This is a genomic window from Pelovirga sp. C15f (assembly GCF_057178085.1).
In genome coordinates this window covers 146,900-171,144 of sequence record NZ_JBXUCV010000001.1, presented here as the reverse complement: position 1 = coordinate 171,144, position 24,245 = coordinate 146,900, and the positions used below count along the sequence as shown (strand labels likewise).

Below are 24,245 nucleotides of genomic sequence, written 5' to 3'. Positions count from 1 at the left end.
TGCTTTTGTTGAGTAGAAAGATTTCTTCCTTAAAAAAAGGGATACGGGATCTGGCGTTAGGATAGATCCCGCCGGGCATAAAATGAACGTCGGTAATCGGCAAAACATCCGGCAGCGATGGCATCCCGTATTTCGCTCATCAACTGCAGATAATAATGAAGATTGTGGTGCGTGTTAAGCACTGCCGCAAGCACCTCGTTACAGCGGTACAGATGACTTAAATACGCACGACTGTAGTTCTGACAGACATAGCAGCGACAATCAGGGTCAATCGGCCCGGCATCGTCACGGTACCGCGCCTGCTTGATGACCACTTTGCCAAAGCGGGTAAAAAGAACCCCGTTACGTCCGTTACGGGTCGGCATGACACAATCGAACATATCACAGCCACGCGCCACCCCTTCGATCAGATTTTCCGGGGTACCAACACCCATCACGTAGCGCGGTACGCCGGCCGGCAGCAGAGGCAGGGTGTATTCCATCATGTCATACATCAAGGAGGTCTCTTCGCCGACCGACAGCCCACCTAATGCATAGCCTTCAAAACCGATATCGAGCAGTTGTGCAACGCTGCGCTGCCGCAACTGCAGATCCATCCCACCCTGAACAATGCCGAAAAGTGCTGCCCCGGAGCCTGGAGGAATCACGTCACGGCAACGTTTCGCCCAGCGCGCCGAACGTTCGGTAGAAGCCAGAACATAAGAGTGTTCAGCCGGATGAGGGATACATTCATCAAACACCATGATGATGTCGGAACCCAGTGCCAGTTGAATCTCCATCGACAGTTCCGGCGTCAACTGGTGGCGACTGCCATCCAGATGTGACTGAAACTGAGCACCCTCCTCGGTGATTTTGCGTAGCTCTCCGAGGCTGAAAACCTGAAAACCACCGCTATCCGTGAGGATCGGCCGATCCCAGTTCATAAAACGGTGCAAACCCCCGAGTTGTTCCACCAGACGATGGCCGGGACGCAAGTAAAGATGATAGGTGTTGGCCAGTATAACCTGCGCGCCTATCTCTTTGAGCACTTCCGGCAACATCCCCTTAACCGTTCCCAGGGTGCCAACGGGCATAAAGATCGGTGTTTCGATGGCGCCACGCACAGTCTGAATACGTCCGCGCCGGGCCTGGGTTGCCTGATCCTGCGCCAGCAGGTCAAAGCCAAAATCTACCTTCATCTTGCTATCGACACTATCATAAGATCAACATGCAATCACCGTAACTGAAAAAACGGTACTTTTCACTAACAGCCCGGTCATAGGCGCGCAACATCAGTTCACGGCCGGCAAAAGCACTTACCAGCATCAACAGCGTTGATTTGGGCAGATGAAAATTGGTGATCAAGGCATCAACAATCTTGAATCGGTAACCGGGAACAATAAAAATCTCACTGTCACCATCTCCGGCTTTGAGCAACCCGTCTTCACCGGCTGCGGTTTCAAGTGCCCTGGTAACGGTCGTACCTACCGCAAAAATCCGCCCGCCATGTGCACGCGCCTGATTAATGGTCTGTGCAGTAGCAGCTGGGATGGAATAGTATTCCGCGTGCATCTTGTGTTGGCGGATGTCCTCAACCCTGACCGGCAAAAAAGTGCCAGGGCCGACGTGCAAGGTCAGAACACAGATTTCTACGCCTTTGGCACGTATCTGCTCGAGAATTTCCGCGGTAAAGTGCAGTCCAGCTGTGGGGGCTGCCACTGCGCCTCTTGCCCGCGCGAAAACAGTCTGATAGCGAGAACGGTCAGCCAACGTATCAGCACGTTTGATGTAAGGAGGCAGGGGTAGATGCCCAATCTCGTCAATGATTTGCCAGAAATCCCCCTGACAATCAAAACGGATGTGACGCAGGTAGTCATCTCCGGCCTGCAACACCTCGGCTGACAGACGCTCATCAAAGATCAGTCGCGTACCAACTGCCAGGGGCTTGGAGCTCCTGGTCATGCACAACCAGTCTATCTCCCCGGTAGATTCCGGGCACTGCCGCACCAGCAGCACCTCAACCTGACCACCACTGGTCTTGTTAGCAAACAAACGCGCCGGGATAACCTGGGTATCATTGATAACCAGTACATCTCCGGGGGAAAAGCTATCAACTATATCGGCAAACTGTCGAGAGGCAACGGCACCTGTCTGACGCTCTACAGATAACAACCGGGAAGCGTCGCGGCGGGCAGCGGGTGCCTGAGCGATCAACTCCTCCGGCAGGGTAAAATCAAAATCAGATAACCACATCAAACCAATCCAGAATTGTTCAAATAGCGGCTAAGAAAATCATAGTTGACCCCTGTTGTCAATCGCTTTCGCGGAACAGGCCGGGCATCTGACAGATGAATTTTTGCCGTAGCTGTAACGAAATAAAGCAAAAACCGTTTTTCATATGTAGCGGTCAAACCACAGGCAGGGGAAGCTATCGGTCCTACCTCTATCGCTTTGCGTTATTGTCCGCCTTCATACAATACACGCCACTGATTATGCTGTTTTACCAGGTACAGGCGCTTACGCATATCGCCGTTGAAATTATTGGATCGATAGTGCTGAATAAAATTGGCAACAATCATTGCCGGTTCATTACCTTTGCGTGGATATTCATACAGTGACAGATCACTCACGGCAATCTGCTGATAGGTTTTGGATGAAAACACCTGCTGCTTATAATGGCTCCAGCTACGATAATCGTGCTGGGCTGACCAGAAATCTTCTGCATACATGTCTAGATACGCTTGCAGATCACCCTCTTCCCACTGTTGTCGCCACTCTTCGATAAAACCTATAACGTCCCGTTTCTGTCTCTGCCAGTCGCCATGAGGCAGCCACTCAAGTCCTTCAGTGATGATAACCGGGGTCCGGCCAGTCTCAACATAGGCACGAATATGTTCAAACTCTTCGTTGGTCAACACGACACAGCCTTCACTATCCAGTGGGGGGCGACTGAATAGCGAACGGTCGGTTCCGTGCAACCAGATACCGAAACCGCTTTTATTGCGGCGACGGTCGTATTCGTTAGGATAATTAATGGGAAAAGCACCGCTACCGTACAGGGGTGGAAGATTTTCAGAGTCAATATAGCTGGTAACGAAATAGGTTCCGGTTGGGGTCTTAAGATCTCCCTCGACCATTTTGTCACCTAGCTGTTGCCCGAGAACAATATAGAAATCATCAACAAGCTTTGGCGGCAGACCGTCGCCCTGATTGCGAAACACATAGAGGCGGTTTTTACTTTTGTCAATCACCAGGGCATAGGGGGTTTTTTCTCCCAGGGCAATCAATGCACGAGGACTCTGATGATCATTCAGACGCGATAAATAGCCATGCAGGCGAGCCCGCGCCTCACTGCGCAATTCATCCAGACGCTGATGATAGTGCCGGCCCTCAACTTCCGGCACAGCACCGCCGATGGTTTGTAGCGGGGTGAAACGTGCCAGCAACAGGTCACCAAGTACCAGATGGGCAAGTTCAAAACGTGGTGCCAGCCGGGTCAACAGCTCGATCTGGGTGATCGACTGGTCGATGTTGCCGCGTTGAAACAACAACAGACCTTGCAGCAGGAGTGTTTCATAGTGACTATTTGTGTCATTAAAACGCCCCTGCAGATGCTCAAAAAATCCTGATGGCGGCTGAACTGAAAGTGACTCGGCCCTGGCAAGAACAAGATCAGGTTGGCGTTCCGGCTGCGTAACATCCGAAAGAGGTTGCGGCCACAGGGCAACGACCCGAACCACGGTGGCAGCAATCAGCAGGACAAGAAACAGAGCGGTAACAGTGATTCTGATCATCAATACATCAGCTCCAGAGCACGCTCACGCTCAATCATCCAAAGGCCATCCTGGCGCCGGAGATCGAACAGCTTGCGGGTACGGTCAGAATAACGTTCACTTTGATAGTCCTGAATCACCTCGAGTTGGACAAACCCCTCAGTTTCACGACGCAACTCAATCGTTCCGAGCGTCACCAGAATTTCCTCGGGCTGCTGCAGGCGCTGACGCCGTTGCCTGATCCATTCGTCATAATCAAGGCCACCGGCGGGTTCAAACTCGTTACTGTAAAAGGCAAGATACCCCTCGATATCCTGCGCTGACCAGGCGGCAGCCCAGCGCTCCAGAACTTCGGCAGGAGCTTCCGGCGCAACAGCGGCTGCAGGACTAACGGCAACCGCAGGAACGACTTGCTCGCCGACCGGCCCCGGTTGTGGTTCAGTAACAGCAACGGCATCACCTTCGGCCTCCTGACTTAAGATAGCCGAGGGATTTTCCTTATCCATGCCGACGTTATCATCGCCAGCAGGAACGTCTGCGGTGGTTGGAGTAATTTCCGTGGATTCACCAGGCCGGGGCTCCGCAGGCAGGAGCACAGAAGGCTTGCCCTCCTCTGGCATGGCAGTGCCTTCATCAGCGGCTGGTGTCACCCGGGCGATCACGGTGTCGGTCCCTGAAGGCAAAGAAACAACCCCCTGGTTAGTGAAGAAATCCAACTGTAGTGGCGTCTGCTCATATTCAAACTGCAGAGCACGTCCATAAGAGTCCCGTGCTATCTCAGCATAGACCGATCCCAGATTGCGATAAATAGTTGCCGTTTGGGCATCGAGGATAATCGCCTGTTCCAGCCACTCGCGAGCGGTTTCGATGTCACCACGAACAGCAGCGACAGCTGCCAGGTTATTATGGATCTGGGGATGATCAGGAAAATTTTCCAGCAGCCGGTTCAGCTCACGCCCGGCCCCTTCCGGATCCCCCTCAAGCCACAATCGGGTACTATTCGTATAATCGGGGGCCACTGTTTCAACAGTAAACACAGTTGGAGACGGCGCGTCAGCGGGACGAGCCAGAAAATAATCAAAAAACAGCGCGCCCAGGCAAAAACCGACAACCACGCCGATAAGCAAGGTAAAAAACCGGCGCGGTGACGAGACTTTCGATGTCGGCGCCGCTGATAAAGAAAGTGAAAGCTCCTCATCCGCCTGATGTTGTGTCGTTCCGGACTCGGTCGTATCAGCTTCTATATCACGCAACTGATCCTCAATGCGGGCCACCATCGCCATCGCATCTTGCTGGATCCTGACTTCTTCATCAGACGCAGAGGCAGGGATATCAACACGGCTGGGAGTCTGATCCACAATCTCAAGACTCAGCAATACCTCACATTGTGCCCTGACCTGGGCAAGAGACAGGCGCTCTGCAGACGACTTTGCCGTCATCCCCATTAACAATTCGGCGCAAAAGTAAAGGGGTTCAGGTAACTCCGGAAAACTGTCATTAAGATGCTGCATCCCGACCGTAAATGCATCATTCCCCAAAAAAGGCGGGTGTCCCATCATCAATGCATAAAATAGACAGCCGATGCTGTAAATGTCTGCGGCCGTTCCGGGAGCCTCACCACGTATCTGTTCCGGACTGGCATACTCTGTTTCAACCGCCGTGCGATAATCAAAAGCCACCAGAGAAGCCAGAGAAAAATCAGCTAGGTAGGGTTTACCTTTGTCAAGATAAAGGCTATAGGGCGACAGGGCACCATGATATAGCTGCTGCTGGTGAGCTGGTTCGAGGAGCTTGGAGAGTGCGTGGATCAGCTCCAGTGATGATCGTACCGAACGTTTATCGATCAAGGTCTTCTGCAGTGGCTCACCGGGCGGGAGCGGGTACAGGCAAAAAAGCTCTCCTTCCTGTTCGATGATCCGGATCGGTACGCCTACGGCAGGAATCTTTAACGCACACAGGGCTTTGATCTGATCATAAAAGGCCTGACGCTGCGCACGACTCCAGTCCGGCGAAGCGATGAACTGTATCAGCTTTTCTTCACCCGATCCGGTCGTCACCAGATACTCAAGATGCGAATCAAACTGTGCCAGTTGACGGATCACCGTGCAATCAGCAATGATTTGTCCTTGATCCAACATGACATCACCTGCTCAAAAAGCGTAACTCTTGCGCCTCACCCTGGTCACAGGATCACCGACCCTGAGCGAGACCAATACCAGAAAATATCATAAACAACAAAAACAAGTCGCAACTCACGGGAAAACCGGAACGATTCCCAATCCTTGTGTCTCGCTGAATCCATACATCAGATTCATATTATGCAGCGCCTGTCCCGCGGCCCCCTTGACCAGATTATCAATGACGGAAACCACAATCACCCGACCGGTGCGTGAATCAGCAACCAGGCCGATATCACAAAAGTTGGTGCCGCGAACATGGGCAATATTAGGCAATTCACCTTCCGGCAGAACCCGGACAAAGGGTTCATCGCTATACCGCTGCTGATAAAAAGCCAGCAGTTCAGCCGTCGACCGAGTCTCGAGCAACGACGCATAACAGGTCGACAGAATGCCGCGGTTAACCGGCAACAGGTGCGGAGTAAAGTTGATGCACACCGCAAACCCGGTCAACTGACTCAACTCCTGCTCAATCTCCGGGGTGTGACGGTGGCTACCGACAGCGTAAGCCTTGAAGCCCTCATTAACCTCGCAAAACAACGACCCCTCCTTAAGACTGCGGCCGGCGCCGCTGGTGCCGGACTTGCTGTCGATGATCAGACTGCGGGTATCAACCAGTTGCTGTTCAAGCAGTGGTGTCAGGGCAAGAATAACGCTGGTTGGATAGCAACCTGGGTTAGCGACAATCCGAGCCTTTTTTATCCGCTCCCGGTAGCGCTCAGGCAGACCATAAACCGCCTCTGACAAAAGTTCCGGGCTGTTATGGGACTGATACCAGTGTTCATAGGTGGCTTGATCGTTAAGGCGGTAGTCGGCAGACAGATCTACAACCCGACAGCCAGCAGCCAGGAACCCGGGCACGACATCCATTGCTGATTTATGTGGCAGGGCGGTGAAAACCAGATCAACCTTTTCCGCAATGGTAGCAACATCCAGACCCTCGCACACCAGGTCACAAAAACCGTTCAGTGAAGGAAAAACTTTATTGACGGGCACCCCTTCGTGCTGGCGCGAGGTAATCGCACAGATTTCAACATGGGGATGGCCGACCAGCAACCGCAGCAACTCAACCCCGGTATATCCGCTGGCACCGGCAACAGCAACTTTTACCATGTCACACTCCATCGACAGGGGAAGGGAGAAACATCATGACAGATCAAGCATGGCATATCTGTTGGGTCCTTGTTCAGCTAACGTACAGACAACCCGAGCTGCTTAAATATAGCCCATCTTACGCCAACATGGGGACAAACTGCCAGCTTCAGAAAAAAAGGGAAACCCATAAGCGGGCTTCCCTTTTTGTTGGTAATAAAAATAAAAGCAAAAAACGTAATTAACGCTTGGAGAACTGGAAGCTCCGGCGAGCGGCAGCACGGCCGTATTTTTTCCGTTCCTTGATGCGACTGTCGCGGGTGATAAAACCGGCTTTTTTCAAAAGCCCACGCAACGCAGGGTCAACCTCAAGCAATGCCTTGGTAATACCATGCTTGATGGCACCAGCCTGACCGGAAATGCCGCCACCGACAACATTCACAGAAACATCAAATTTACCGAGATTATCTGTCAGCTCCAACGGTTGACGAATTACCATTTTGGATGTTTCGCGCCCGAAAAAAACATCCAGAGGACGCTTGTTGACAGTAATAACACCGCTGCCTGGAGTCAACCAGACACGGGCAATAGAGGTTTTTCTTTTGCCGGTTGCATAATACTTCTGCTCTGCCATGTTAGCTATTCTCCCTTGATGCGATCTTCAATTCTTTGGGTTGCTGCGCCATGTGAGGATGTTCGCTGCCGGAATAGACCTTCATCTTGGTGAACATCTTGCGTCCCAGCGGATTTTTCGGCAACATTCCTTTTACCGCGGCCTGAACCAGCATCTCCGGCTTTTTGGCAAGCAGTTTTTCGGCATTGATTTCTCTGATTCCTCCCGGATAACCGGTATGACGATAATACTTCTTATCGGCCAGCTTATTCCCGGTCAACTTGATCTTGTCGGCGTTCAGCACAATGACAAAATCACCGGTATCAACACTGGGCGTATAGATCGGCTTGTGCTTGCCGCGCAATATACGGGCAATTTCTGTAGCAGCGCGACCCAGAACAACATCTTCCAGATCAACGACATACCAGGCTCTATTGATATCCTGCTCTTTAGCGATTGCAGTACTCATCGCGTTCCTCTCTGAACATCTGACTTATTAAAAGGGTTGTTGGGCTCACAAAGCGGTAAATTTATCCGAGTAAAACACCCCTGTCAAGGTAATTTTCGCCTAGACTTTGTCAAACCGGCTCACAAGCACCATAATCGACGGACATCAGGCACAATCCCTGGGGCGGGGCGGTAATCGCCGCAGGTGCGCCGGCAGGATCCACCAGCATCAACTTCAGGGTTTCAAGGGTGCGGCGACCACGTCCGACTTCAACCAAAGTACCCACCATCATCCGCACCATGTGGCGTAAAAAACCGCTGCCATGAACGTCAATGAAAATCAGCGGATCAGCAATGCCCAGGTTGACGGAGTAAATTTCTTTTCGGGTTACCGCGGAGGTGCAACCGGCGCTGCGAAACGCCGCGAAATCATGGACTCCCGTCAAGGTTGCGCAGGCCAGCTTCATCACATCGAGATCAAGAGGAGCCTTGACCCGCCAGCTGGTGCGCCGCTCCAGTGGGGAGCGGACAGGGTCACGCAACAGGGTATAGCGGTAATGTTTGCCGGTGGCACAATAGCGTGCATGAAAATCAGCAGCCACTTTTTCTGCCGCGCGTACAGCTATATCTTCCGGCAGGAACCGATTCAATCCATCGCGCCAGGCAGACAGCGGCAGCATCCGTTCGCTATCAAGGTGACAAACCATGCCGCGGGCATGAACCCCGGCATCGGTGCGACCGGAAGAATGCACCCGGATCTGGTGACCGGTCAGCTGCAACAATGCCTGTTCCAGACACTGCTGAATCGATATGCCGTTGGGCTGCAGCTGCCAGCCGACGTATGCGCTGCCGTCGAAGGCGACAGTAAGCTTGATTCTTTCCGGCATCAGCCCGGGTTCCTCTCGACCCTAGCCGATAGCGGCGACGATGGCGTCTCCGATGGTTGCGGTGTCGACTTTCTTTTCGCCCGCATGTCCCTGATAAATATCGGCAGTCCGGTACCCGTCGTTCAGAACCTTTTCTACCGCAGCATCAACCGCATCTGCCGCATCGATCATGGCAAAGGAATAACGCAACATCATTGATGCCGATAGAATCTGAGCTATCGGATTGGCAATTCCCCTACCGGCAATATCCGGCGCACTGCCACCGGAAGGTTCGTACATACCGAAGGTCCCCTCAGAAAGGGAGGCCGAGGGCAACATCCCCAATGAACCGGTCAACATGGCTGCTTCATCTGAGATAATATCGCCGAACATATTGCCGCACAGCATTACATCAAACTGCTTTGGCCAGCGCACCAGCTGCATGGCTGCGTTATCAACATACATGTGGCTCAGTTCGACATCCGGGTATTCCTTGCCGATCCGTTCAACCACTTCGCGCCAGACCACTGAAGTAGACAAAACGTTGGCCTTGTCAATGGAGCAGACCTTTTTATTTCGCTTGCGTGCCGCGGCGAAGGCGACATGGGAGATCCGCTCAATCTCGGCCTCAGAATATTTCATGGTATCAAAGCCGGTGCGCGCAGGGCCTTCTCCTTCAATCCCTTTGGGCTCAGCAAAATAGATACCACCTGTCAGTTCACGCACGACAAGAAGATCGAAACCACCATCAATAATTTCCTGCTTCAGACTGGAAGCTCCGGTCAGCGCCGGGAAAATAATTGCCGGGCGCAGGTTGCAGAAAAGACCAAAAATTTTGCGCAACGGGAGCAATGCCGCACGCTCGGGCTGCTCGTTAGGCGGCAGAGATTCCCACTTGGGACCTCCGACACTGCCGAAAAGAATCGCATCAGCAGACTTGCAGATGGCAACCGTCGTCTCAGGTAACGCTTTGCCCTCAAGATCGATACCCGCACCGCCGACATTGGCCGGCATCCGCTCAAAGTGAACATCGTAGCGACGTCCGATCGCTTCAAGCACCTTCAATGCCTCTGTCATCACCTCAGGGCCGATTCCATCGCCCGGCAACACGGCTACCTTAAAAATTTTGGCCATTGTTCATGTCTCCTGATTTATTCTTACATCAATAAAAAAGCCCTCAGAATTAAGGGCATCAAAGTCGCTGGGACTATAAAAAGGGGGCGCGGATTTGTCAAATTATTTCTCTTAATCCAACGCGCCATCGCAGTGCCTGACAAACACAGGGGGTTCATGCTATAAGTAACAGTCAAACACTCAAACCAACCCATACCCATGACAGGAGCAAAAACGTGCACAAACTATCATTAACAGTGTTGGTGCTGTTGTTACTGACCGGCATGACCACACTGGCTGCCGCAACACAGCCCACTCTGACCAAAGAAGCCGCTATCGCAGCCCTGCAGGAGATTCAAGGTGAGGTTCTGGCTGTCTCTCCTTCCGAAATCCCCGGCCTGTATCTGGTCAGCGTAAAGATGCAGGGCCGGAACATTCCTCTTTACCTTGATGCCACCGGTACCTACATGTTCTCCGGGAATGTCATTGACTTAAAGCAGCGCCGCAACCTCACAGAAGACCTGTTCCGCCGTCTCAACCCGGTTGATGTGACAGCGATCCCCCTTGAAGATGCCCTGCCTCTTGGCAACCCGCAGGCGCAACAGCAGGTGATTGTTTTCACCGACCCCCTGTGCCCCTACTGCAGCCAGCTTCATTCTGTATTATATCAGGCCCTTGAAAAAGATCCTGATCTGCTTTTCCAGATTGTCCTGCTGCCCATGCAACCTAACTCTCAGCGCATCTCGCAAACCATTATCTGTAACAAGTCGATGGAGCAATTGGAACAGGCCTTTGCCGGCACAGCCCTGCCTGAACCAAGTTGCGACACGGACGTCCTGCGCAAAAACCAGGAAACAGCTCAGTCGCTGCAAATCACCGGCACACCAACCCTGGTTCTGCCTAATGGCCAGATCCATGCCGGTTATCGCCCCGTCGACGACCTGCTGCAACTGATTAAAGATAATTCGGCGCCGGCGGTGAACTGATCGCCAGTCGGCGGGCAAGACTCCAACCCGAACCACAAAGAAAAGCCGGCACCTGGCAATCAGGTGACGGCTTTTTTTGTTGTCCGTGGACAGGGCAAGATGCTCTTGTTAATAACGGGCGTCAGCAAACTCAACCCAGCCGCCGGCGACAACCAGGGCCTTATCAAAAGAGCTGATGTCAAAATCATAGTTCAAGGTCTGACCGGCAGCTGAAGCCGTCATTTTTTGCCCTTCTAAGTCAACTGTTACCTCCAGCGGTGCTTTTGCAGCCAGAGCAATCAGGGCATCAATGGATTCCTGAGGCAGTTCAACCGCCAGCATGCCGCAGTTAAACATATTCTGGCGGAAGATGCGCGCGTAACTTTGGGCAATGATGGTATGAATACCGTTCACCTCGAAAACCCAGGGGGCATGTTCACGCGACGAACCGCACCCGAAGTTTTCGCGCGAGATAACAACCGTTGCATTGGCCAGTGCGTCCCCATTGGGGTCAAAACCTTCCAGTTTAAGATCCTCCAACAGGTATGGTTTGAGCGCTTCCTTGGTCACTTCGGTCAGGTATTTAGCCGGAATAATCTCATCGGTATTAATATCAGAACGGTCAAGCACGATAGCGCGACCGCCAAATTTTTTCTGCATCAGATAATCTCCTGCCGGGCTAAAGGGTTCTGGCGTCGGTGATAACACCTGTGACGGCGGTCGCTGCGGCCGTGGCCGGGCTCATCAGATGAACCATACCACCCTTACCCATGCGACCATTAAAGTTTCGGTTACTGGTAGAAGCACAAACCTCTCCATCGGCCAGAACGCCATTACTCATGCCCAGGCACGCGCCACAGGTCGGGTTAGTCACACAGAAACCGGCGGCCATGAAAATCTCAATAATCCCTTCGGCCAACGCATCATTGTATATTTTCGGGGTAGCCGGGGACACGATCCCGCGCACCGTCGTAGCGACCTGACGACCACGCAATACCTCGGCAGCCTGACGCAAGTCCTCTATCCGCCCATTGGTACAGGTGCCGATATAAACCTGATCAACAGGTGTCCCGGCCATTTCGTTGACCGGCTTAACACAATCGGGCTTGTAACCGTAGGTTACCTGTGGCACGAGGGTCGACACATCAATATCCAGCACCTCGACGTAACGGGCGTCCTCATCCGAGCACCACTGACCGAACTCCGCTAGTGCCGCTTCCTTGCTGGGAAAATCCTCGTTGATGAACGGCCAGAGATAATCGACCGTGACCTGATCGGGCATGCAGACGCCGGAAGTACCACCGGCCTCTATTGCCATATTGCACAGGGTCATCCGCGCTTCCATGCTCATCCGGTTAACCACTGAACCACGAAACTCAATAACTTTATCCGTCGCTCCATTCACCCCCAGACGGGAGATGACGTAGAGGATAACATCCTTGGCAAAGACCCCGGTCGGCAAGACACCGTCAAGATTGACACGGATCGTTGCCGGTTCCCGAAAAGCACAGACCCCTTTAAGGATACCCACTTCGAGGTCAGTGGTGCCGACACCGGCGGCAAAGGCGCCAAAGGCACCGTGGGTACAGGTGTGGCTGTCACCCATGATGACGGTATGGCCTGGATGGATGAAGCCTTTTTCCGGAAAGAGGGCGTGACAGACGCCATTGTGGCCGACATCAAAAAAGTCGGGGAGGTCATGTCGCCGCGCCCAGTCGCGCAACATCTTCGCCTGGGTTGCGGTCTTGCTGTCCTTGGCCGGGGTGACATGATCAATGACCGCCTTGATCCTGGTACGGTCAAACACCCGATCCTTGTCACGCCAGACCAGATCAGCTATAGCAACTGGCGTGGTAATCTCGTGGCAGAGAACCCGGTCAATGTTAAGCACCTTGGTCCCGGGAAAAGGCTCGTCGCGCAAGTGACTGTCAAATATTTTTTCTGCTAAGGTCTTACCCATGTACACTCCTCTGTTCCACTAATAGTCGCTCCACCCTAAAGAGCGAACTGAGTCCTTTTGGTATGACTGGCAATTTTGTTCAGCGCATTCAAGTAGGCTTTGGCACTGGCAACAATGATATCCGGATGAGCCCCCTGCCCCAGCACCTCACGCCCGTCTTCGGTCTGCAGACGCACGGTACACTCGCCTTGAGCATCGGTACCTCCGGTAATGGCACCGACAGAGAAGCTCAAAAGCGGAGCATTGCTTTTGGTTAATTTCTTGATCGCCTTGAAGGTTGCATCAACCGGCCCATCACCCATGACCGCAGTCTTTTTCGCCTTGCCATTAATCACCAGCTCAACGGTTGCCGTGGGCGCGGCAAAAGAACCCGAGCTGACATTCATCTGCTGCAACACGAAGATTTCCGGCACACGTAACACCTCATCCGCAATAATGGCATCAAGATCCTCGTCAAAAATTTCTTTTTTCATATCAGCGAGGGTTTTAAAGCGTACAAATGCCTTTTCGATTTCCTCTCGCGTCAGATCATGCCCTAACTGCTTGAGGCGATCGATAAAGGCGTGACGGCCGGAGTGTTTTCCAAGCACCAGCTTGTTCTGATTCAAGCCAACCGATTCCGGCGTCATGATTTCATAGGTGGTTTTTTCCATCAACACCCCATGCTGATGAATGCCGGCCTCGTGGGCAAAGGCATTGGCACCGACAATCGCCTTGTTGGGCTGCACCAGAATACCGGTAATATTCGACAACAACTTGCTTGTCGGAGTAATCTGCTCGGTGGTCACGTCCGTCTGATAGGGCAGAATATCCTGGCGGGTCTTGAGGGTCATAACGACCTCTTCCAGCGAACAGTTACCGGCTCGCTCACCGATTCCATTGATGGTACACTCAACCTGGCGGGCACCGGCCTGCACCGCCGCAAGGGAGTTAGCAACCGCCAGTCCGAGGTCGTTATGGCAGTGAACCGAAATAATGGCTTTTTCGATATTGCTGACATGTTTCTTTAAATAGTGAATGATTTCCGAATATTCAGAAGGAATGGTGTAACCAACCGTGTCCGGAATATTCACGGTCGTTGCTCCAGCCTCTATCACCGCCTTGATGACTTTGGCGAGAAACGGCAGGCGAGTACGCACAGCGTCTTCAGCCGAAAACTCAACGTTGGGTGTATAGCCGCCAGCACGCTTGACGGCAGCTACTGCAGTATCAAGCACCTGCTGCTCACTCATCTTGAGTTTGTACTGCATATGGATATCACTGGTCGCAATAAAGGTATGAATCCGCCCCCTGTCACCGGCGTATTTGAGCGCCTCCCAGGCGCGATCAATATCCATATTGTTGGCCCGTGACAGCCCTGCGACCTGAGCCTTTTTAACTGTCTGGGCAACCTTTTTTACCGCCTCAAAATCGCCATCAGAAGCAATCGGAAATCCCGCCTCCATGACGTCGACATTGAGTCGTTCAAGCTGCTGGGCAATCCGGATTTTTTCTTCAATGTTCATGCTCGCGCCAGGGGACTGTTCGCCATCACGCAAGGTTGTGTCGAAAATAATGATTCTATCTGCCTGTGCCATTGCCTACTCCTTGTCAGTATCGATCCTGCAGAGACCTGCGGGACGGTTCATAAATGTTTCACTTCGTTCAGGAAATCTCTTCAGCGCTAGCTCACCCAGGTCCAATTCCACGCCGGAACCACCCCCTTTTCAATTAAATCAGGCATAAAAAAAGCTCTCCCCCCGTAACCTACAGGGGCGAGAGCCAAAAAAGCTTCGCGGTACCACCCTGATTCGTCTGTCGATGTTGCCGGACAGACCTTGTTTTCCCCTTTACGCAGGGTCACGGCAGAGACTATTGATCATTCATCCCTGCAGCTCCAAGGCGAGTTCAGCGTTTCTCCGTACCGGTTCTCAGCACCACCGGCTCTCACGAACGGATGCGACGCCTACTACTCCTCTTCATCGCTGTTACCTTAATTTCTAATGATTCGATTCAACCTAAAAGTTGTTGCCAAGTCAAGAAGTTTTATAATCCGGTTCTATCTTTATCCGTTTTTTGCCCACTACAGTCAAGATTCAACTGCAGAGGGCGGATCATGATGCCTGTTACGGCGGGAGGAATAATAACCGACCGGTCCCGAGGCGAGGTAAACCATGCCGATCAAAAACAGCATTACTTCAGGTTTGGCAATAATCACGATCAGCAGCATGATCGACAAAACCAGCATCCGAAAGGGTTGACGCTTGAAGAGTTCCGGATCCTTGAAGGAAACATAGGGAACATTGCTGACCATAAGAAATGCCAGCACAAATACCAGCAGCACCATCGAAACCATACGGATGGTACCGGTTCCACCGAGCTGATAAAACAACAGTACGCAGGTAGCCACAATACAGGCAGCCGCCGGAATCGGCAAACCAACAAAACGTCGCGATTCGACCGTGGTCACCTGGACATTAAAACGCGCCAGACGCAAAGCCCCGCAGATAACAAAAAGAAACGCCGCCAGCCATCCCAACTTACCATAGGGCCGCAGCGCCCAGTCGTAGAGCAGAACCGCCGGAGCAACACCAAAAGAGATAACATCGGCGAGAGAATCAAGTTCGACGCCAAACTTGCTGGTCGTTCCGGTCAGGCGCGCAACCTTGCCATCAAGGCCATCAAAAATGGCAGCCAGCAGGATAAACCAGGCAGCGCGACTATAATTACCGTCAATGGTCGAAATAATGACATAGAAACCGGCAAAGATCCCTGCCGCAGTGATCAGGTTCGGCAAAAGATAAACCCCTTTACGCAGGTTCTCACGCTTTTCGCTTCGCAACTTTTCTTCTTCCATCAGTTAAAACGTCCTAAAATAGTTTCTCCTGCTACCGTCCGCTCGCCCAGGGTGATGCTGACATCAATCCGGCTGGGCAGATAGAGATCCACCCGTGAACCAAAACGGATCAGACCATAGCGGGCACCGCGTTCAAGCATATCACCGATAACCGGATAAGTGATAATCCGGCGCGCAATCAAGCCGGCAATCTGGACAAAAAGAATGGTGGGGCCGGCGCTGGTTTCAAGCAGAATTCCGGACTGCTCGTTGCATTCACTGGCTTTATCGTAAGAGGCGTTGACGAATTCCCCCTTGTTGTAAAACATGTCAACAACCTTGCCGTCACAGGGTGCCCGATTGATATGGACATCAAACACCGACATAAAGATGCTGACCTTGGTAACCCGGGCATTAAAGAACCGCTCCTCATCAACCTCACCGACAAAAATCACCTTGCCATCGGCGGGAGCCACCAGGACACCCTCTTCTAGCGGAACAACCCGGACTGGATCTCTAAAAAAATAAGCAGTAAAAAGGGTCAAAAATAACAGGATCAGGGTGACAAAGGTCCAGTCCAACAGGGCAAAAACAAGGGTCACAAAACCAAACAGGGCGATGAAGGGATAGCCTTCGCGTGCGATAAACTGGTCTGCTTTATACATAAAACTCCCTATAAAAAAACAATGTTAATGGCTATCAGCCGCTGACACCCTTGGCTCCACGGCCAATGACAACCGGCCCGGACCGCACAACCTCCTTGATTCCCATGGGCCGCAACAGCTCCAATATACCATTGATCTTAGCGGGCGCACCGGTTATTTCGATGGTATAGGTTTTGGGAGTGACGTCAATGACCTTGGCGCGAAAGATATCGACGATTCGTAGCGCTTCGGCTCGGGTATCTGCTTCTGTCGCTACCTTGATCAGCGCCAGCTCTCTGGCGATAAAGTCTTTACTGGTAAAATCGACCACCTTGATGGTTGAAATCAGTTTGTTCAGTTGCTTGGTAATCTGCTCGAGGATGCGATCGTCACCAGTGGTGACAATAGTCATCCGCGAGGTATCGGGTTCAAGGGTCGGGGCAACAGAAAGGCTTTCAATATTAAACCCCCGCCCGGAAAAAAGCCCGGATACGCGCGAAAGCACTCCAAATTCATTCTCAACCAGCACAGAAATTGTATGTTTCATTCTCGTCCACTCTCCTCTGGGGCGTTCAACTCATATCATCAAATAATAGATCATGAAGCCAGCACCATTTCGTGGATCGCCTTGCCGGCCGGAACCATCGGCAACACATTTTCTTCACGCGATATTTTGAAGTTCATCAACACCGGACCCGGGGTTGCGAATGCTTTCTGGATAACCGTTTCTACTTCATCGACCTGGGTGGCATTAAATCCGACCGCGCCATAGGCTTCCGCCAGCTTGACGAAATCGATCGGCAGCTCCATCACGGTCTGACTGTAACGCTTGTTAAAAAACATCTGCTGCCACTGGCGTACCATCCCAAGATAGTTATTGTTCAAAATGACGATTTTTACCGGCAACTGGTACTGCACCAGGGTTGCCAGCTCCTGCGAATTCATCTGAAATGATCCATCACCGGAAATATCAATCACCTGCCGCTCAGGGAAGGCGACCTGGGCTCCTAATGCTGCCGGAAGTCCAAATCCCATGGTCCCCAGGCCACCAGAGGTCAAAAAGGTACGAGGCTGAGTGAAACTGAAAAACTGCGCCGTCCACATCTGATGCTGGCCGACTTCCGTGGTAATGATCGCATCGTCATTAGAGAGTTCCCGCAACTTCTGAATCACGTACTGTGGCTTGATCACCGTATTGGATGACTGGTAAGCCATGGGGTGACGTTCGCGCCATGTTGCGATGTGCGATTGCCACTCCCGCAACTGCTCACGGAACACCCCGAGCTGTTCGGTCTTCTGGTCAAGGGAATCTTTCAGTTTACTCAGCACATCGAGCAAATCACCCACAATCGGCAGATCAACAGCAACGTTTTTCTTAATCGAAGTGGGATCAATATCGACATGGATAATTTTTGCCTTCTCGGCAAAACTGTCGATACGGCCGGTCACTCGATCATCAAAACGAGAGCCGATAGCAATCAGCAGATCACACTCGGTCACCGACATGTTGGCACAGAAGGTTCCGTGCATTCCCAGCATTCCCAGAGCTAACGGATGATGCTGAGGAAATGCCGACATCGCCATCAGGGTGGTGGTAACCGGAATCCGGGTCAATTCAGCCAGCGCCAGGAGCTCGGCGTTGGCACCGGACAGATTAATGCCGCCGCCGACATACAGCACCGGCCGCCGCGCTTCCAGGATCATTTTAGCGGCTTTTTCAATCTGCCGGAAATTCCCGGAGTAGGTGGGTTTGTAGCCACGCAGCTCAACGGTTTCCGGATAGTTGAACTCCAGCGTAGCCACCTGAATATCCTTGGGGAGGTCAACCAATACCGGTCCGGGACGTCCGGTGCGGGCGATGTAAAAAGCTTCCTTTACAGTTCTGGCAAGATCGCGGATATTCTTGACGAGAAAATTGTGCTTGGTGCAGGGCCGGGTAATTCCACAAATATCAGCTTCCTGAAAAGCATCGTTGCCGATCAGCGGGGTGGGTACCTGACCGGTGATAACAACCAGGGGAATGGAGTCCATGTAAGCGGTGGCAATTCCGGTCACCGTATTGGTCGCGCCGGGCCCGCTGGTGGCAATGACAACGCCGACCCGTCCGGTACAACGGGCATAACCGTCAGCGGCATGAACCGCTGCCTGTTCATGCCGGGTAAGAATGTGGTTAATGGAGGAATCGTAGAGATCATCATAAATATTGATGACCGCACCACCGGGATAGCCAAAAACCGTATCAACTCCCTCACATTTTAACGACTCGAGCAAAATCTGTGACCCGGTCAGCTTCATTGTTTTGTCTCCTCAATGTGACGTCGAATGAACGACCCCGCCGCAAGCAGCGGGGTACCAGAATACAGAACATAAAATATAGAATTCAGAAGTTAGAACGAAGAAGCACGCTTGTTGCTCTGACGGGTTTCCTTTCAGAAAGCTGGATTCTGTCTCCTGGAGACCCTGACAGGCAACGCATTAAGCATGCTGTCCATTTTCAGTCAACATTACAGACGGCTCCGGTTGCCGCATTGGTGACGACCTTGGCATAACGTGCCAACCAACCGGTCTTGATCTTGGGTTCCGGCGCCCGCCATTCACTGCGGCGCTGCTCGAGTTCGGCGGTTGTGACCTTGAGTTCGAGGGAACGGGCAGGGATATCGAGCTCAATGGTATCGCCATCGCGCACCAGGGCGATCGGGCCTCCCTGGGCCGCCTCGGGTGAGATATGGCCGACACAGGGGCCCCGGGTGCCGCCGGAAAAACGTCCGTCGGTAATCAGAGCAACACTGTCACCTAGCCCTAAACCCATGAGAGTTGCTGTCGGAGCAAGCATTTCACGCATCCCCGGCCCGCCTTTGGGCCCTTCATAGCGAATGACGACAACATCCCCGGCAACAATTTCACCAGCCAGCAGTGCCGCCATGGCATCCTCTTCTGAATCGTAGCAGCGAGCATGCCCGGAGAACGTCATCATCTTGTCCGATACCCCGGACTGCTTGACAATCGCCCCCTCCGGCGCCAGGTTGCCTTTCAGAACCGCTAACCCTCCTTCCGGGCGGATCGGCGACGATACAGGACGCACGATATCCTCGTCAACTTCAGCGACCGAGGCAATCAACTGCGCAAGGTTCGGGCCTAACAGGGTGGGGTTATCACTGATCTGCTCCCGCAACTGATAAAGTACTGCCAGAACCCCCCCGGCAGTGTCAAGGTCCTCCATAAAGTTCGGTCCTCCCGGGTTCATGTGCGCCAATTGCGGGGTTGTTCTGCCAAGTTCGTCAAACAGCTCCAATGGCAGAGGGATCTTGGCCTCATGGGCGATGGCGAGCAGATGCAGAACCGTATTGCTCGAACCACCGAGGGCCAGGTCCACCCGAATCGCGTTTTCAAAAGCTGCACGGGTAAGAATCTGACGTGGAGTTACCTGATCGCGCACCAGTCCGACGATGCGCTCACCTGATGCAAAAGCGATACGCCGCTTCAGCGATGATACCGCACTGGCCGTGCCGCAACGCGGTAAGCTCATGCCAAGGGTTTCAGTCAGCACCGCCATGGTGTTGGCGGTAAACATCCCCTGGCAGGAGCCTGCAGTCGGGCAGGCGCTCTCTTCACATTCGAACAGCTGTTTTTCATCAATCACCCCGGCTTTGTACTGCCCCATCGCCTCAAAGGTGTCAGTAACAAAGGAAAAACGCCGGCCGTTGCGACCGGCTCCGGTCAGGGAAGGGCCGGCGGTAACAACAATACAGGGGATATCGAGACGTGCAGCAGCCATCAGCATCCCCGGTGTGATCTTGTCACAATTGGTCAGCAGGACCAGACCATCAAGACGATGGGCCTCGGCAATCGACTCAACCATATCAGCGATCAATTCACGTGTCGGCAACGAATAGTGCATCCCTTTGTGACCCATGGCAATGCCATCGCAGACACCGGGAATCCCGAAGATAAAGGAATAGCCACCGCCGGTATGAACTCCCTTTTCGATAAAACGCTCAAGGTCGCGCATTCCGGTATGCCCGGGAATCAGATCGGTAAAGGAAGAGGCGATCCCGATGAAAGGACGATCCATCTGATCGTTTGGCACACCGGTACTTTTTAACAGCGCACGGTGAGGCGTGCGTTCAAACCCTTTGGTAATGGCATCACTTCGTTTGGTCATTTTTTCACCTGTTTTATGTCACATACAAAAGATTAGAAATTAAACTTGGTACAACCTGCCCCTCAAATACAGCAAAGGGCTTAAGCGCTCGCTTAAACCCTTTGCCATATTAAAACAATTCGCAATCTTGAAGCTCGATCAAACGGTCACGGACTGAACGATGGTCTCCATTTCATCCTTGCCGATCAGCTTTAATTTTTTGACCTTGTTTTTTTCGATTTCTTCGTCTGCGGAAAGAAAGGGACGTTTTTCAAATTCCTGGAGTTGTTTTTCAAGCAGGCTGTGATTTTCGTAGAGCATGCGGAACCTTGGGTTGTTATCAATAAGGCTCTGCAAAAGGGATTGATCAATGTCCATAGGAACCTCCACGTTGTTGACGTTTAGGGGCTTTTTACCTGTTTGAAATTAACCAGATCGGTTGTAAAAAGTCAACACCTAACCCGGCTCTCACCAACATTATTGCTCTGCCTGTTGAGCTCAGCATCCGATGGCCTGATATAGGTCGGCACAACCTGTTCAGGCCGCTGGCTCAAGCCCTTGAAAAAGTCCCGCAGGGCCAGAGCGGCGACCCTGGAGGCCTGGATAGGATGACAGCAGGCCGGTGCCAGGACGCGCGGTTCAAAGCCATGCTGCAAGATGAGATCACGGTAAACGGCAACGCCATCACCAACAAAACAGCTATCCTTCGGGAGATCAGCCAGAACCCCGGAAGGAGCAATCACCCGCGCCGGATTAAAGGGTCGGGGAAACCCATCCTGCAGTTGGAACTGCTGGGTATAGACTTCCTTTTTTCTGGCATCAATCATCACGCATACCGGCTGCGCTAACAGCGGTAGATTCATTGCCACCGCTGCCAGGGAGGAGACACAGACAACCGGTAAATTGAGCACCTGGGCCAGCCCTTTTACGGTTGCCACGCCGATGCGCACACCGGTAAAGGCTCCGGGACCTGTAACCACGGCCAGCAGATCCAGGTCAGCCAATCCCCAACCGGCTGCGTTGAGCAGATCATCGATCTGGGCCAGCAGACTCTGGCTATGGGTACTGCGCAGATTCAGGACAGATTCTGCCACCAGTGCTTCGGCTTTACACAACGCGACGCTACTCACCTGCGACGAGGTATCCAGCGCCAGAATCCGGGGGGTACCGACCATCATCTGCTCAACCCCAAAGACGGCTAATATCGTTGTAGAACGCCAGCACCATCAACATCAGCAGCATCGCCAGGCCAACCTGTTGAGCCATCTCACGGGCGCGCAAGGAAACCGGCCGTCGCGCGATCAACTCATAGAGATAGAACAGGATGTGGCCACCATCGAGGATTGGAATCGGTAACAGGTTCAATATCCCCAACTGGATGGAAATAAACGCCAGCACCGTCAAAATTGCTGCAATATCGGTCTGTGCGGCCTGTCCGGCAACCTGAACCACAGTGATGGGTCCACCGATATTTTTTGCGGAGACATTTCCGGTAAAGAGCTTTTGAATGAACACGATGGTCAGCTCGATCAGCTCGCCTGTCTTGGCTGCTCCTTCACGAAAGGCAGCAACAGGCCCAAAACGCTTAAGTTCGAGCTCGTGCAGCGGCGCAACACCGAGCAGATAATCACCATCGCCCTCACGCTGCTCCGGAGTCATGACGACTGAAAATTCACGACTGTCGCGTTCAACCAGGACATCAACGGGTGTTCCTTGAGTCTGTTGAATCAGTTCACGCAAATCGTACCAGGAATGAACAGCTTGCCCATCAATGCGCAGAATCAGATCACCAACCTGCAAGCCGGCCTGATCTGCTGCCATCCCTGGTGCCATTCCACCAATACGGGCGGCCAGATCGGGCATCAGCCCCAGCCCCTGCATTCCTTCCAGACTGTTATTGCTGGCCGGCAACAGCACCTGTACCTGACGGCCCTCACGATTGACATCAAACACCAGGGGCGATCCAGCCTCGCTGACAAAGCGCAGGTTTGCCGCATTCCAGTGTTCGATTGGTGTACCATTAACAGACAGCAAACAATCGCCGGGATTAAATCCACCACGCTCGGCATCGGAATCAGGCAGGACATAACCGATACAGGCCGGCTGCTCAACATAGGCCGGCATCTGCACACCGACCATGAAAGAAATCGGCAGGATCAGCAACGGCAATACCAGGTTCATCAAGGGCCCGGCGCCAACAATCGCCAAGCGTCGCGACACCGGTTTGGCAGCGAAGGATCGGTCATGATCGCCCTCCGCCTCAAGGCTCGCCTCACCTTCTGAGCCCGACCCTTCACCCAGCATCTGCACATAGCCTCCCAGGGGAACCACACAGATCAGATATTCTGTTTCGCCGTAGCGATAGGATACCAGTTTGGGTCCAAAGCCAATGGAGAACTTCAGGACCTTGACCCCACACATTTTAGCAACGGCAAAATGACCGAGCTCATGAACAAAAACCAGAAAGCCGAGCATCAAGATGCCGGCAACAATGGTTGTCATATCAAACCTCCAGCAATAAATTCACGGGCACGGCCACGCGCCCACCGATCTGCCTGCAATACCCGTTCGACCGTGGTAACCTCTTCCGGCGCGTGACAAGCCATCACCCGCTCAATCAACTCATGAATACCGGTGAATAAGATCTGCTCGTTAAGAAACGCCGCCACCGCTACCTCGTTGGCAGCATTCAGCACCGCCGGCAATGTTCCTCCCGACTCAAGGGCCTGGTAAGCCAGCCCCAGGCAGGGAAAACGCTGGATATCGGGAGCAGAAAAGTTCAGCTTTCCCAACTGGCACAGATCAAGACCAGGCTGGTTCAATGGCAAGCGCTGCGGCCACGACAGGGCATAAGCGATGGGGGTTTTCATGTCCGGCACACCAAGTTGGGCAATGACAGAGCCATCAATGTATTCTACCATGGAATGAATAATACTTTCCGGATGGATATGAACATCGATCATGGTTGCCGGAACAGCGAACAACCAGTGCGCCTCAATAACTTCCAGGCCTTTATTCATCAGGGTGGCAGAATCGATGGTGATTTTTTTCCCCATCCTCCAGTTGGGATGAGCCAGGGCATCAGCCGGGGTAATCTGACTGAACCCGGCGGCCGGGCGCTCACGAAAAGGACCGCCCGAGGCAGTTAAAATCAGGCGCCGGATATCTCCGTGATGGTGGCCTGCCAGGGCCTGAAAAATGGCCGAGTGTTCGCTGTCGACCGGCAGTAATTTTATCCCCTGCTGCCTCACCGCTTCCATGATCAGGCCACCTGCCATCACCAGGGTTTCTTTGTTTGCCAGGGCGATATCCTTACCGGCCTGAATGGCTGCCATGGTCGGCACCAGTCCGGCCGCCCCCACCACGGCGGCAACCACCATATCGGCCTGATCAAGGGTGGCACACTGGATCAGCCCCTCGACACCACAGCAGACCTCGATGTTCAGGTCACTTAAGCGTTGCCTGACTCTGTTGGCATCCTGACTGTTGATCACCGCCACCATGACAGGCCGGAACTTTCTCGCCTGTAAACATAGCAGATCGAGGTTGGAGCCGGCCGTCAAGGCAACAACCTGGTAGGCATCGGGGAATTCCTCAACAATTTGCAAAGTACTGACCCCGATGGAGCCAGTCGACCCCAAAACTGCGATTTTTTTCATC

At 52.9% G+C, this 24,245-nt stretch carries 22 protein-coding genes and 1 other annotated feature; of the genes, 1 reads left to right on the top strand and 21 read right to left on the bottom strand.

Annotated features, from left to right (window positions below; translation table 11 throughout):
• Nucleotides 1–56 precede the first annotated feature (56 nt).
• The 9 genes from tgt to leuB all read right to left on the bottom strand — a co-directional run bounded on the left by tgt (nt 57) and on the right by leuB (nt 10,081).
• The gene (gene tgt, locus AC1931_RS00820; RefSeq protein ID WP_483875331.1) at nt 57–1,178 is read right to left on the bottom strand and encodes a tRNA guanosine(34) transglycosylase Tgt; all 1,122 of its coding nucleotides are present in this window, start codon (nt 1,176–1,178) and stop codon (nt 57–59) included.
• A gap of 16 nt (nt 1,179–1,194) precedes the next feature.
• Entirely contained in the window at nt 1,195–2,232 is a 1,038-nt protein-coding gene (queA, locus tag AC1931_RS00815; protein ID WP_483875330.1) for a tRNA preQ1(34) S-adenosylmethionine ribosyltransferase-isomerase QueA, read from the bottom strand.
• Nucleotides 2,233–2,435: 203 nt separating this feature from the next.
• A complete protein-coding gene (locus AC1931_RS00810; protein ID WP_483875329.1) occupies nt 2,436–3,773 on the bottom strand; it encodes a L,D-transpeptidase family protein in 1,338 nt (445 codons plus the stop codon).
• Nucleotides 3,773–5,890, bottom strand: coding sequence for a serine/threonine protein kinase (locus tag AC1931_RS00805; protein ID WP_483875328.1), 2,118 nt, complete (start codon nt 5,888–5,890; stop codon nt 3,773–3,775). Before AC1931_RS00805 ends, AC1931_RS00810 begins: the two co-directional genes overlap by 1 nt.
• Nucleotides 5,891–6,004: 114 nt before the next feature.
• A complete protein-coding gene (argC, locus tag AC1931_RS00800; protein WP_483875327.1) occupies nt 6,005–7,042 on the bottom strand; it encodes an N-acetyl-gamma-glutamyl-phosphate reductase in 1,038 nt (345 codons plus the stop codon).
• A gap of 220 nt (nt 7,043–7,262) precedes the next feature.
• Complete coding sequence (rpsI, locus tag AC1931_RS00795; RefSeq protein WP_191156051.1) at nt 7,263–7,655, bottom strand: 30S ribosomal protein S9; 393 nt, start codon at nt 7,653–7,655, stop codon at nt 7,263–7,265.
• A gap of 1 nt (nt 7,656) precedes the next feature.
• A complete protein-coding gene (rplM, locus tag AC1931_RS00790; RefSeq protein WP_483875326.1) occupies nt 7,657–8,103 on the bottom strand; it encodes a 50S ribosomal protein L13 in 447 nt (148 codons plus the stop codon).
• Nucleotides 8,104–8,212: 109 nt separating this feature from the next.
• Nucleotides 8,213–8,968, bottom strand: coding sequence for a tRNA pseudouridine(38-40) synthase TruA (gene truA / locus AC1931_RS00785; protein ID WP_483875325.1), 756 nt, complete (start codon nt 8,966–8,968; stop codon nt 8,213–8,215).
• 21 nt (nt 8,969–8,989) lie between these two features.
• Nucleotides 8,990–10,081 carry a 3-isopropylmalate dehydrogenase gene (gene leuB, locus AC1931_RS00780; RefSeq protein WP_483875324.1) on the bottom strand — a complete coding sequence of 364 codons (1,092 nt, stop codon included), beginning with the start codon at nt 10,079–10,081 and terminating at the stop codon, nt 8,990–8,992.
• A 215-nt stretch (nt 10,082–10,296) separates the two neighbouring features.
• Between leuB and AC1931_RS00775 the strand changes: the two genes are divergently transcribed.
• Nucleotides 10,297–11,046: a DsbC family protein gene (locus tag AC1931_RS00775; RefSeq protein WP_483875323.1), complete on the top strand. Its 750-nt coding sequence runs from the start codon at nt 10,297–10,299 to the stop codon at nt 11,044–11,046.
• A 108-nt stretch (nt 11,047–11,154) separates the two neighbouring features.
• On the opposite strand, the gene leuD is transcribed toward AC1931_RS00775, so the two are convergent.
• The 12 genes from leuD to AC1931_RS00715 form a co-directional block, all read right to left on the bottom strand.
• On the bottom strand, nt 11,155–11,685 hold the full coding sequence (gene leuD / locus AC1931_RS00770; protein ID WP_483875322.1) for a 3-isopropylmalate dehydratase small subunit: 531 nt from the start codon (nt 11,683–11,685) through the stop codon (nt 11,155–11,157).
• Between the two features lie 19 nt (nt 11,686–11,704).
• On the bottom strand, nt 11,705–12,985 hold the full coding sequence (locus tag AC1931_RS00765; RefSeq protein WP_483875321.1) for a 3-isopropylmalate dehydratase large subunit: 1,281 nt from the start codon (nt 12,983–12,985) through the stop codon (nt 11,705–11,707).
• A 35-nt stretch (nt 12,986–13,020) separates the two neighbouring features.
• A complete protein-coding gene (locus AC1931_RS00760; RefSeq protein ID WP_483875320.1) occupies nt 13,021–14,562 on the bottom strand; it encodes a 2-isopropylmalate synthase in 1,542 nt (513 codons plus the stop codon).
• A 170-nt stretch (nt 14,563–14,732) separates the two neighbouring features.
• Nucleotides 14,733–14,956, bottom strand: a binding site (T-box leader).
• Nucleotides 14,957–15,053: 97 nt separating this feature from the next.
• The gene (pssA, locus tag AC1931_RS00755; RefSeq protein WP_483875319.1) at nt 15,054–15,821 is read right to left on the bottom strand and encodes a CDP-diacylglycerol--serine O-phosphatidyltransferase; all 768 of its coding nucleotides are present in this window, start codon (nt 15,819–15,821) and stop codon (nt 15,054–15,056) included.
• Nucleotides 15,821–16,465, bottom strand: coding sequence for a phosphatidylserine decarboxylase family protein (locus tag AC1931_RS00750; RefSeq protein ID WP_483875318.1), 645 nt, complete (start codon nt 16,463–16,465; stop codon nt 15,821–15,823). The genes pssA and AC1931_RS00750 overlap by 1 nt, the downstream gene beginning before the upstream one ends.
• A gap of 34 nt (nt 16,466–16,499) precedes the next feature.
• On the bottom strand, nt 16,500–16,991 hold the full coding sequence (gene ilvN, locus AC1931_RS00745; protein WP_483875317.1) for an acetolactate synthase small subunit: 492 nt from the start codon (nt 16,989–16,991) through the stop codon (nt 16,500–16,502).
• 50 nt (nt 16,992–17,041) lie between these two features.
• Complete coding sequence (ilvB, locus tag AC1931_RS00740) at nt 17,042–18,739, bottom strand: biosynthetic-type acetolactate synthase large subunit (RefSeq protein WP_483875316.1); 1,698 nt, start codon at nt 18,737–18,739, stop codon at nt 17,042–17,044.
• A 199-nt stretch (nt 18,740–18,938) separates the two neighbouring features.
• On the bottom strand, nt 18,939–20,606 hold the full coding sequence (gene ilvD, locus AC1931_RS00735) for a dihydroxy-acid dehydratase (RefSeq protein ID WP_483875315.1): 1,668 nt from the start codon (nt 20,604–20,606) through the stop codon (nt 18,939–18,941).
• Between the two features lie 138 nt (nt 20,607–20,744).
• Complete coding sequence (locus AC1931_RS00730) at nt 20,745–20,963, bottom strand: DUF465 domain-containing protein (protein ID WP_483875314.1); 219 nt, start codon at nt 20,961–20,963, stop codon at nt 20,745–20,747.
• Between the two features lie 71 nt (nt 20,964–21,034).
• The gene (gene tsaB / locus AC1931_RS00725) at nt 21,035–21,763 is read right to left on the bottom strand and encodes a tRNA (adenosine(37)-N6)-threonylcarbamoyltransferase complex dimerization subunit type 1 TsaB (protein WP_483875313.1); all 729 of its coding nucleotides are present in this window, start codon (nt 21,761–21,763) and stop codon (nt 21,035–21,037) included.
• A 4-nt stretch (nt 21,764–21,767) separates the two neighbouring features.
• A complete protein-coding gene (gene rseP, locus AC1931_RS00720) occupies nt 21,768–23,087 on the bottom strand; it encodes an RIP metalloprotease RseP (RefSeq protein ID WP_483875312.1) in 1,320 nt (439 codons plus the stop codon).
• Nucleotides 23,084–24,244 (bottom strand): 1-deoxy-D-xylulose-5-phosphate reductoisomerase, encoded by a 1,161-nt coding sequence (locus AC1931_RS00715; protein WP_483875311.1) that lies wholly within the window; start codon nt 24,242–24,244, stop codon nt 23,084–23,086. Before AC1931_RS00715 ends, rseP begins: the two co-directional genes overlap by 4 nt.
• Nucleotide 24,245 lies beyond the last annotated feature (1 nt).

Coding starts and splice junctions, on each gene's coding strand:
- tgt (WP_483875331.1), bottom strand. CDS start 1,178: ATGAAGGTAGATTTTGGCTTTGACCTGCTGGCGCAGGATCAGGCAACC.
- queA (WP_483875330.1), bottom strand. CDS start 2,232: ATGTGGTTATCTGATTTTGATTTTACCCTGCCGGAGGAGTTGATCGCT.
- AC1931_RS00810 (WP_483875329.1), bottom strand. CDS start 3,773: ATGATCAGAATCACTGTTACCGCTCTGTTTCTTGTCCTGCTGATTGCT.
- AC1931_RS00805 (WP_483875328.1), bottom strand. CDS start 5,890: ATGTTGGATCAAGGACAAATCATTGCTGATTGCACGGTGATCCGTCAA.
- argC (WP_483875327.1), bottom strand. CDS start 7,042: ATGGTAAAAGTTGCTGTTGCCGGTGCCAGCGGATATACCGGGGTTGAG.
- rpsI (WP_191156051.1), bottom strand. CDS start 7,655: ATGGCAGAGCAGAAGTATTATGCAACCGGCAAAAGAAAAACCTCTATT.
- rplM (WP_483875326.1), bottom strand. CDS start 8,103: ATGAGTACTGCAATCGCTAAAGAGCAGGATATCAATAGAGCCTGGTAT.
- truA (WP_483875325.1), bottom strand. CDS start 8,968: ATGCCGGAAAGAATCAAGCTTACTGTCGCCTTCGACGGCAGCGCATAC.
- leuB (WP_483875324.1), bottom strand. CDS start 10,081: ATGGCCAAAATTTTTAAGGTAGCCGTGTTGCCGGGCGATGGAATCGGC.
- leuD (WP_483875322.1), bottom strand. CDS start 11,685: ATGCAGAAAAAATTTGGCGGTCGCGCTATCGTGCTTGACCGTTCTGAT.
- AC1931_RS00765 (WP_483875321.1), bottom strand. CDS start 12,985: ATGGGTAAGACCTTAGCAGAAAAAATATTTGACAGTCACTTGCGCGAC.
- AC1931_RS00760 (WP_483875320.1), bottom strand. CDS start 14,562: ATGGCACAGGCAGATAGAATCATTATTTTCGACACAACCTTGCGTGAT.
- pssA (WP_483875319.1), bottom strand. CDS start 15,821: ATGGAAGAAGAAAAGTTGCGAAGCGAAAAGCGTGAGAACCTGCGTAAA.
- AC1931_RS00750 (WP_483875318.1), bottom strand. CDS start 16,465: ATGTATAAAGCAGACCAGTTTATCGCACGCGAAGGCTATCCCTTCATC.
- ilvN (WP_483875317.1), bottom strand. CDS start 16,991: ATGAAACATACAATTTCTGTGCTGGTTGAGAATGAATTTGGAGTGCTT.
- ilvB (WP_483875316.1), bottom strand. CDS start 18,739: ATGAAGCTGACCGGGTCACAGATTTTGCTCGAGTCGTTAAAATGTGAG.
- ilvD (WP_483875315.1), bottom strand. CDS start 20,606: ATGACCAAACGAAGTGATGCCATTACCAAAGGGTTTGAACGCACGCCT.
- AC1931_RS00730 (WP_483875314.1), bottom strand. CDS start 20,963: ATGGACATTGATCAATCCCTTTTGCAGAGCCTTATTGATAACAACCCA.
- tsaB (WP_483875313.1), bottom strand. CDS start 21,763: ATGATGGTCGGTACCCCCCGGATTCTGGCGCTGGATACCTCGTCGCAG.
- rseP (WP_483875312.1), bottom strand. CDS start 23,087: ATGACAACCATTGTTGCCGGCATCTTGATGCTCGGCTTTCTGGTTTTT.
- AC1931_RS00715 (WP_483875311.1), bottom strand. CDS start 24,244: ATGAAAAAAATCGCAGTTTTGGGGTCGACTGGCTCCATCGGGGTCAGT.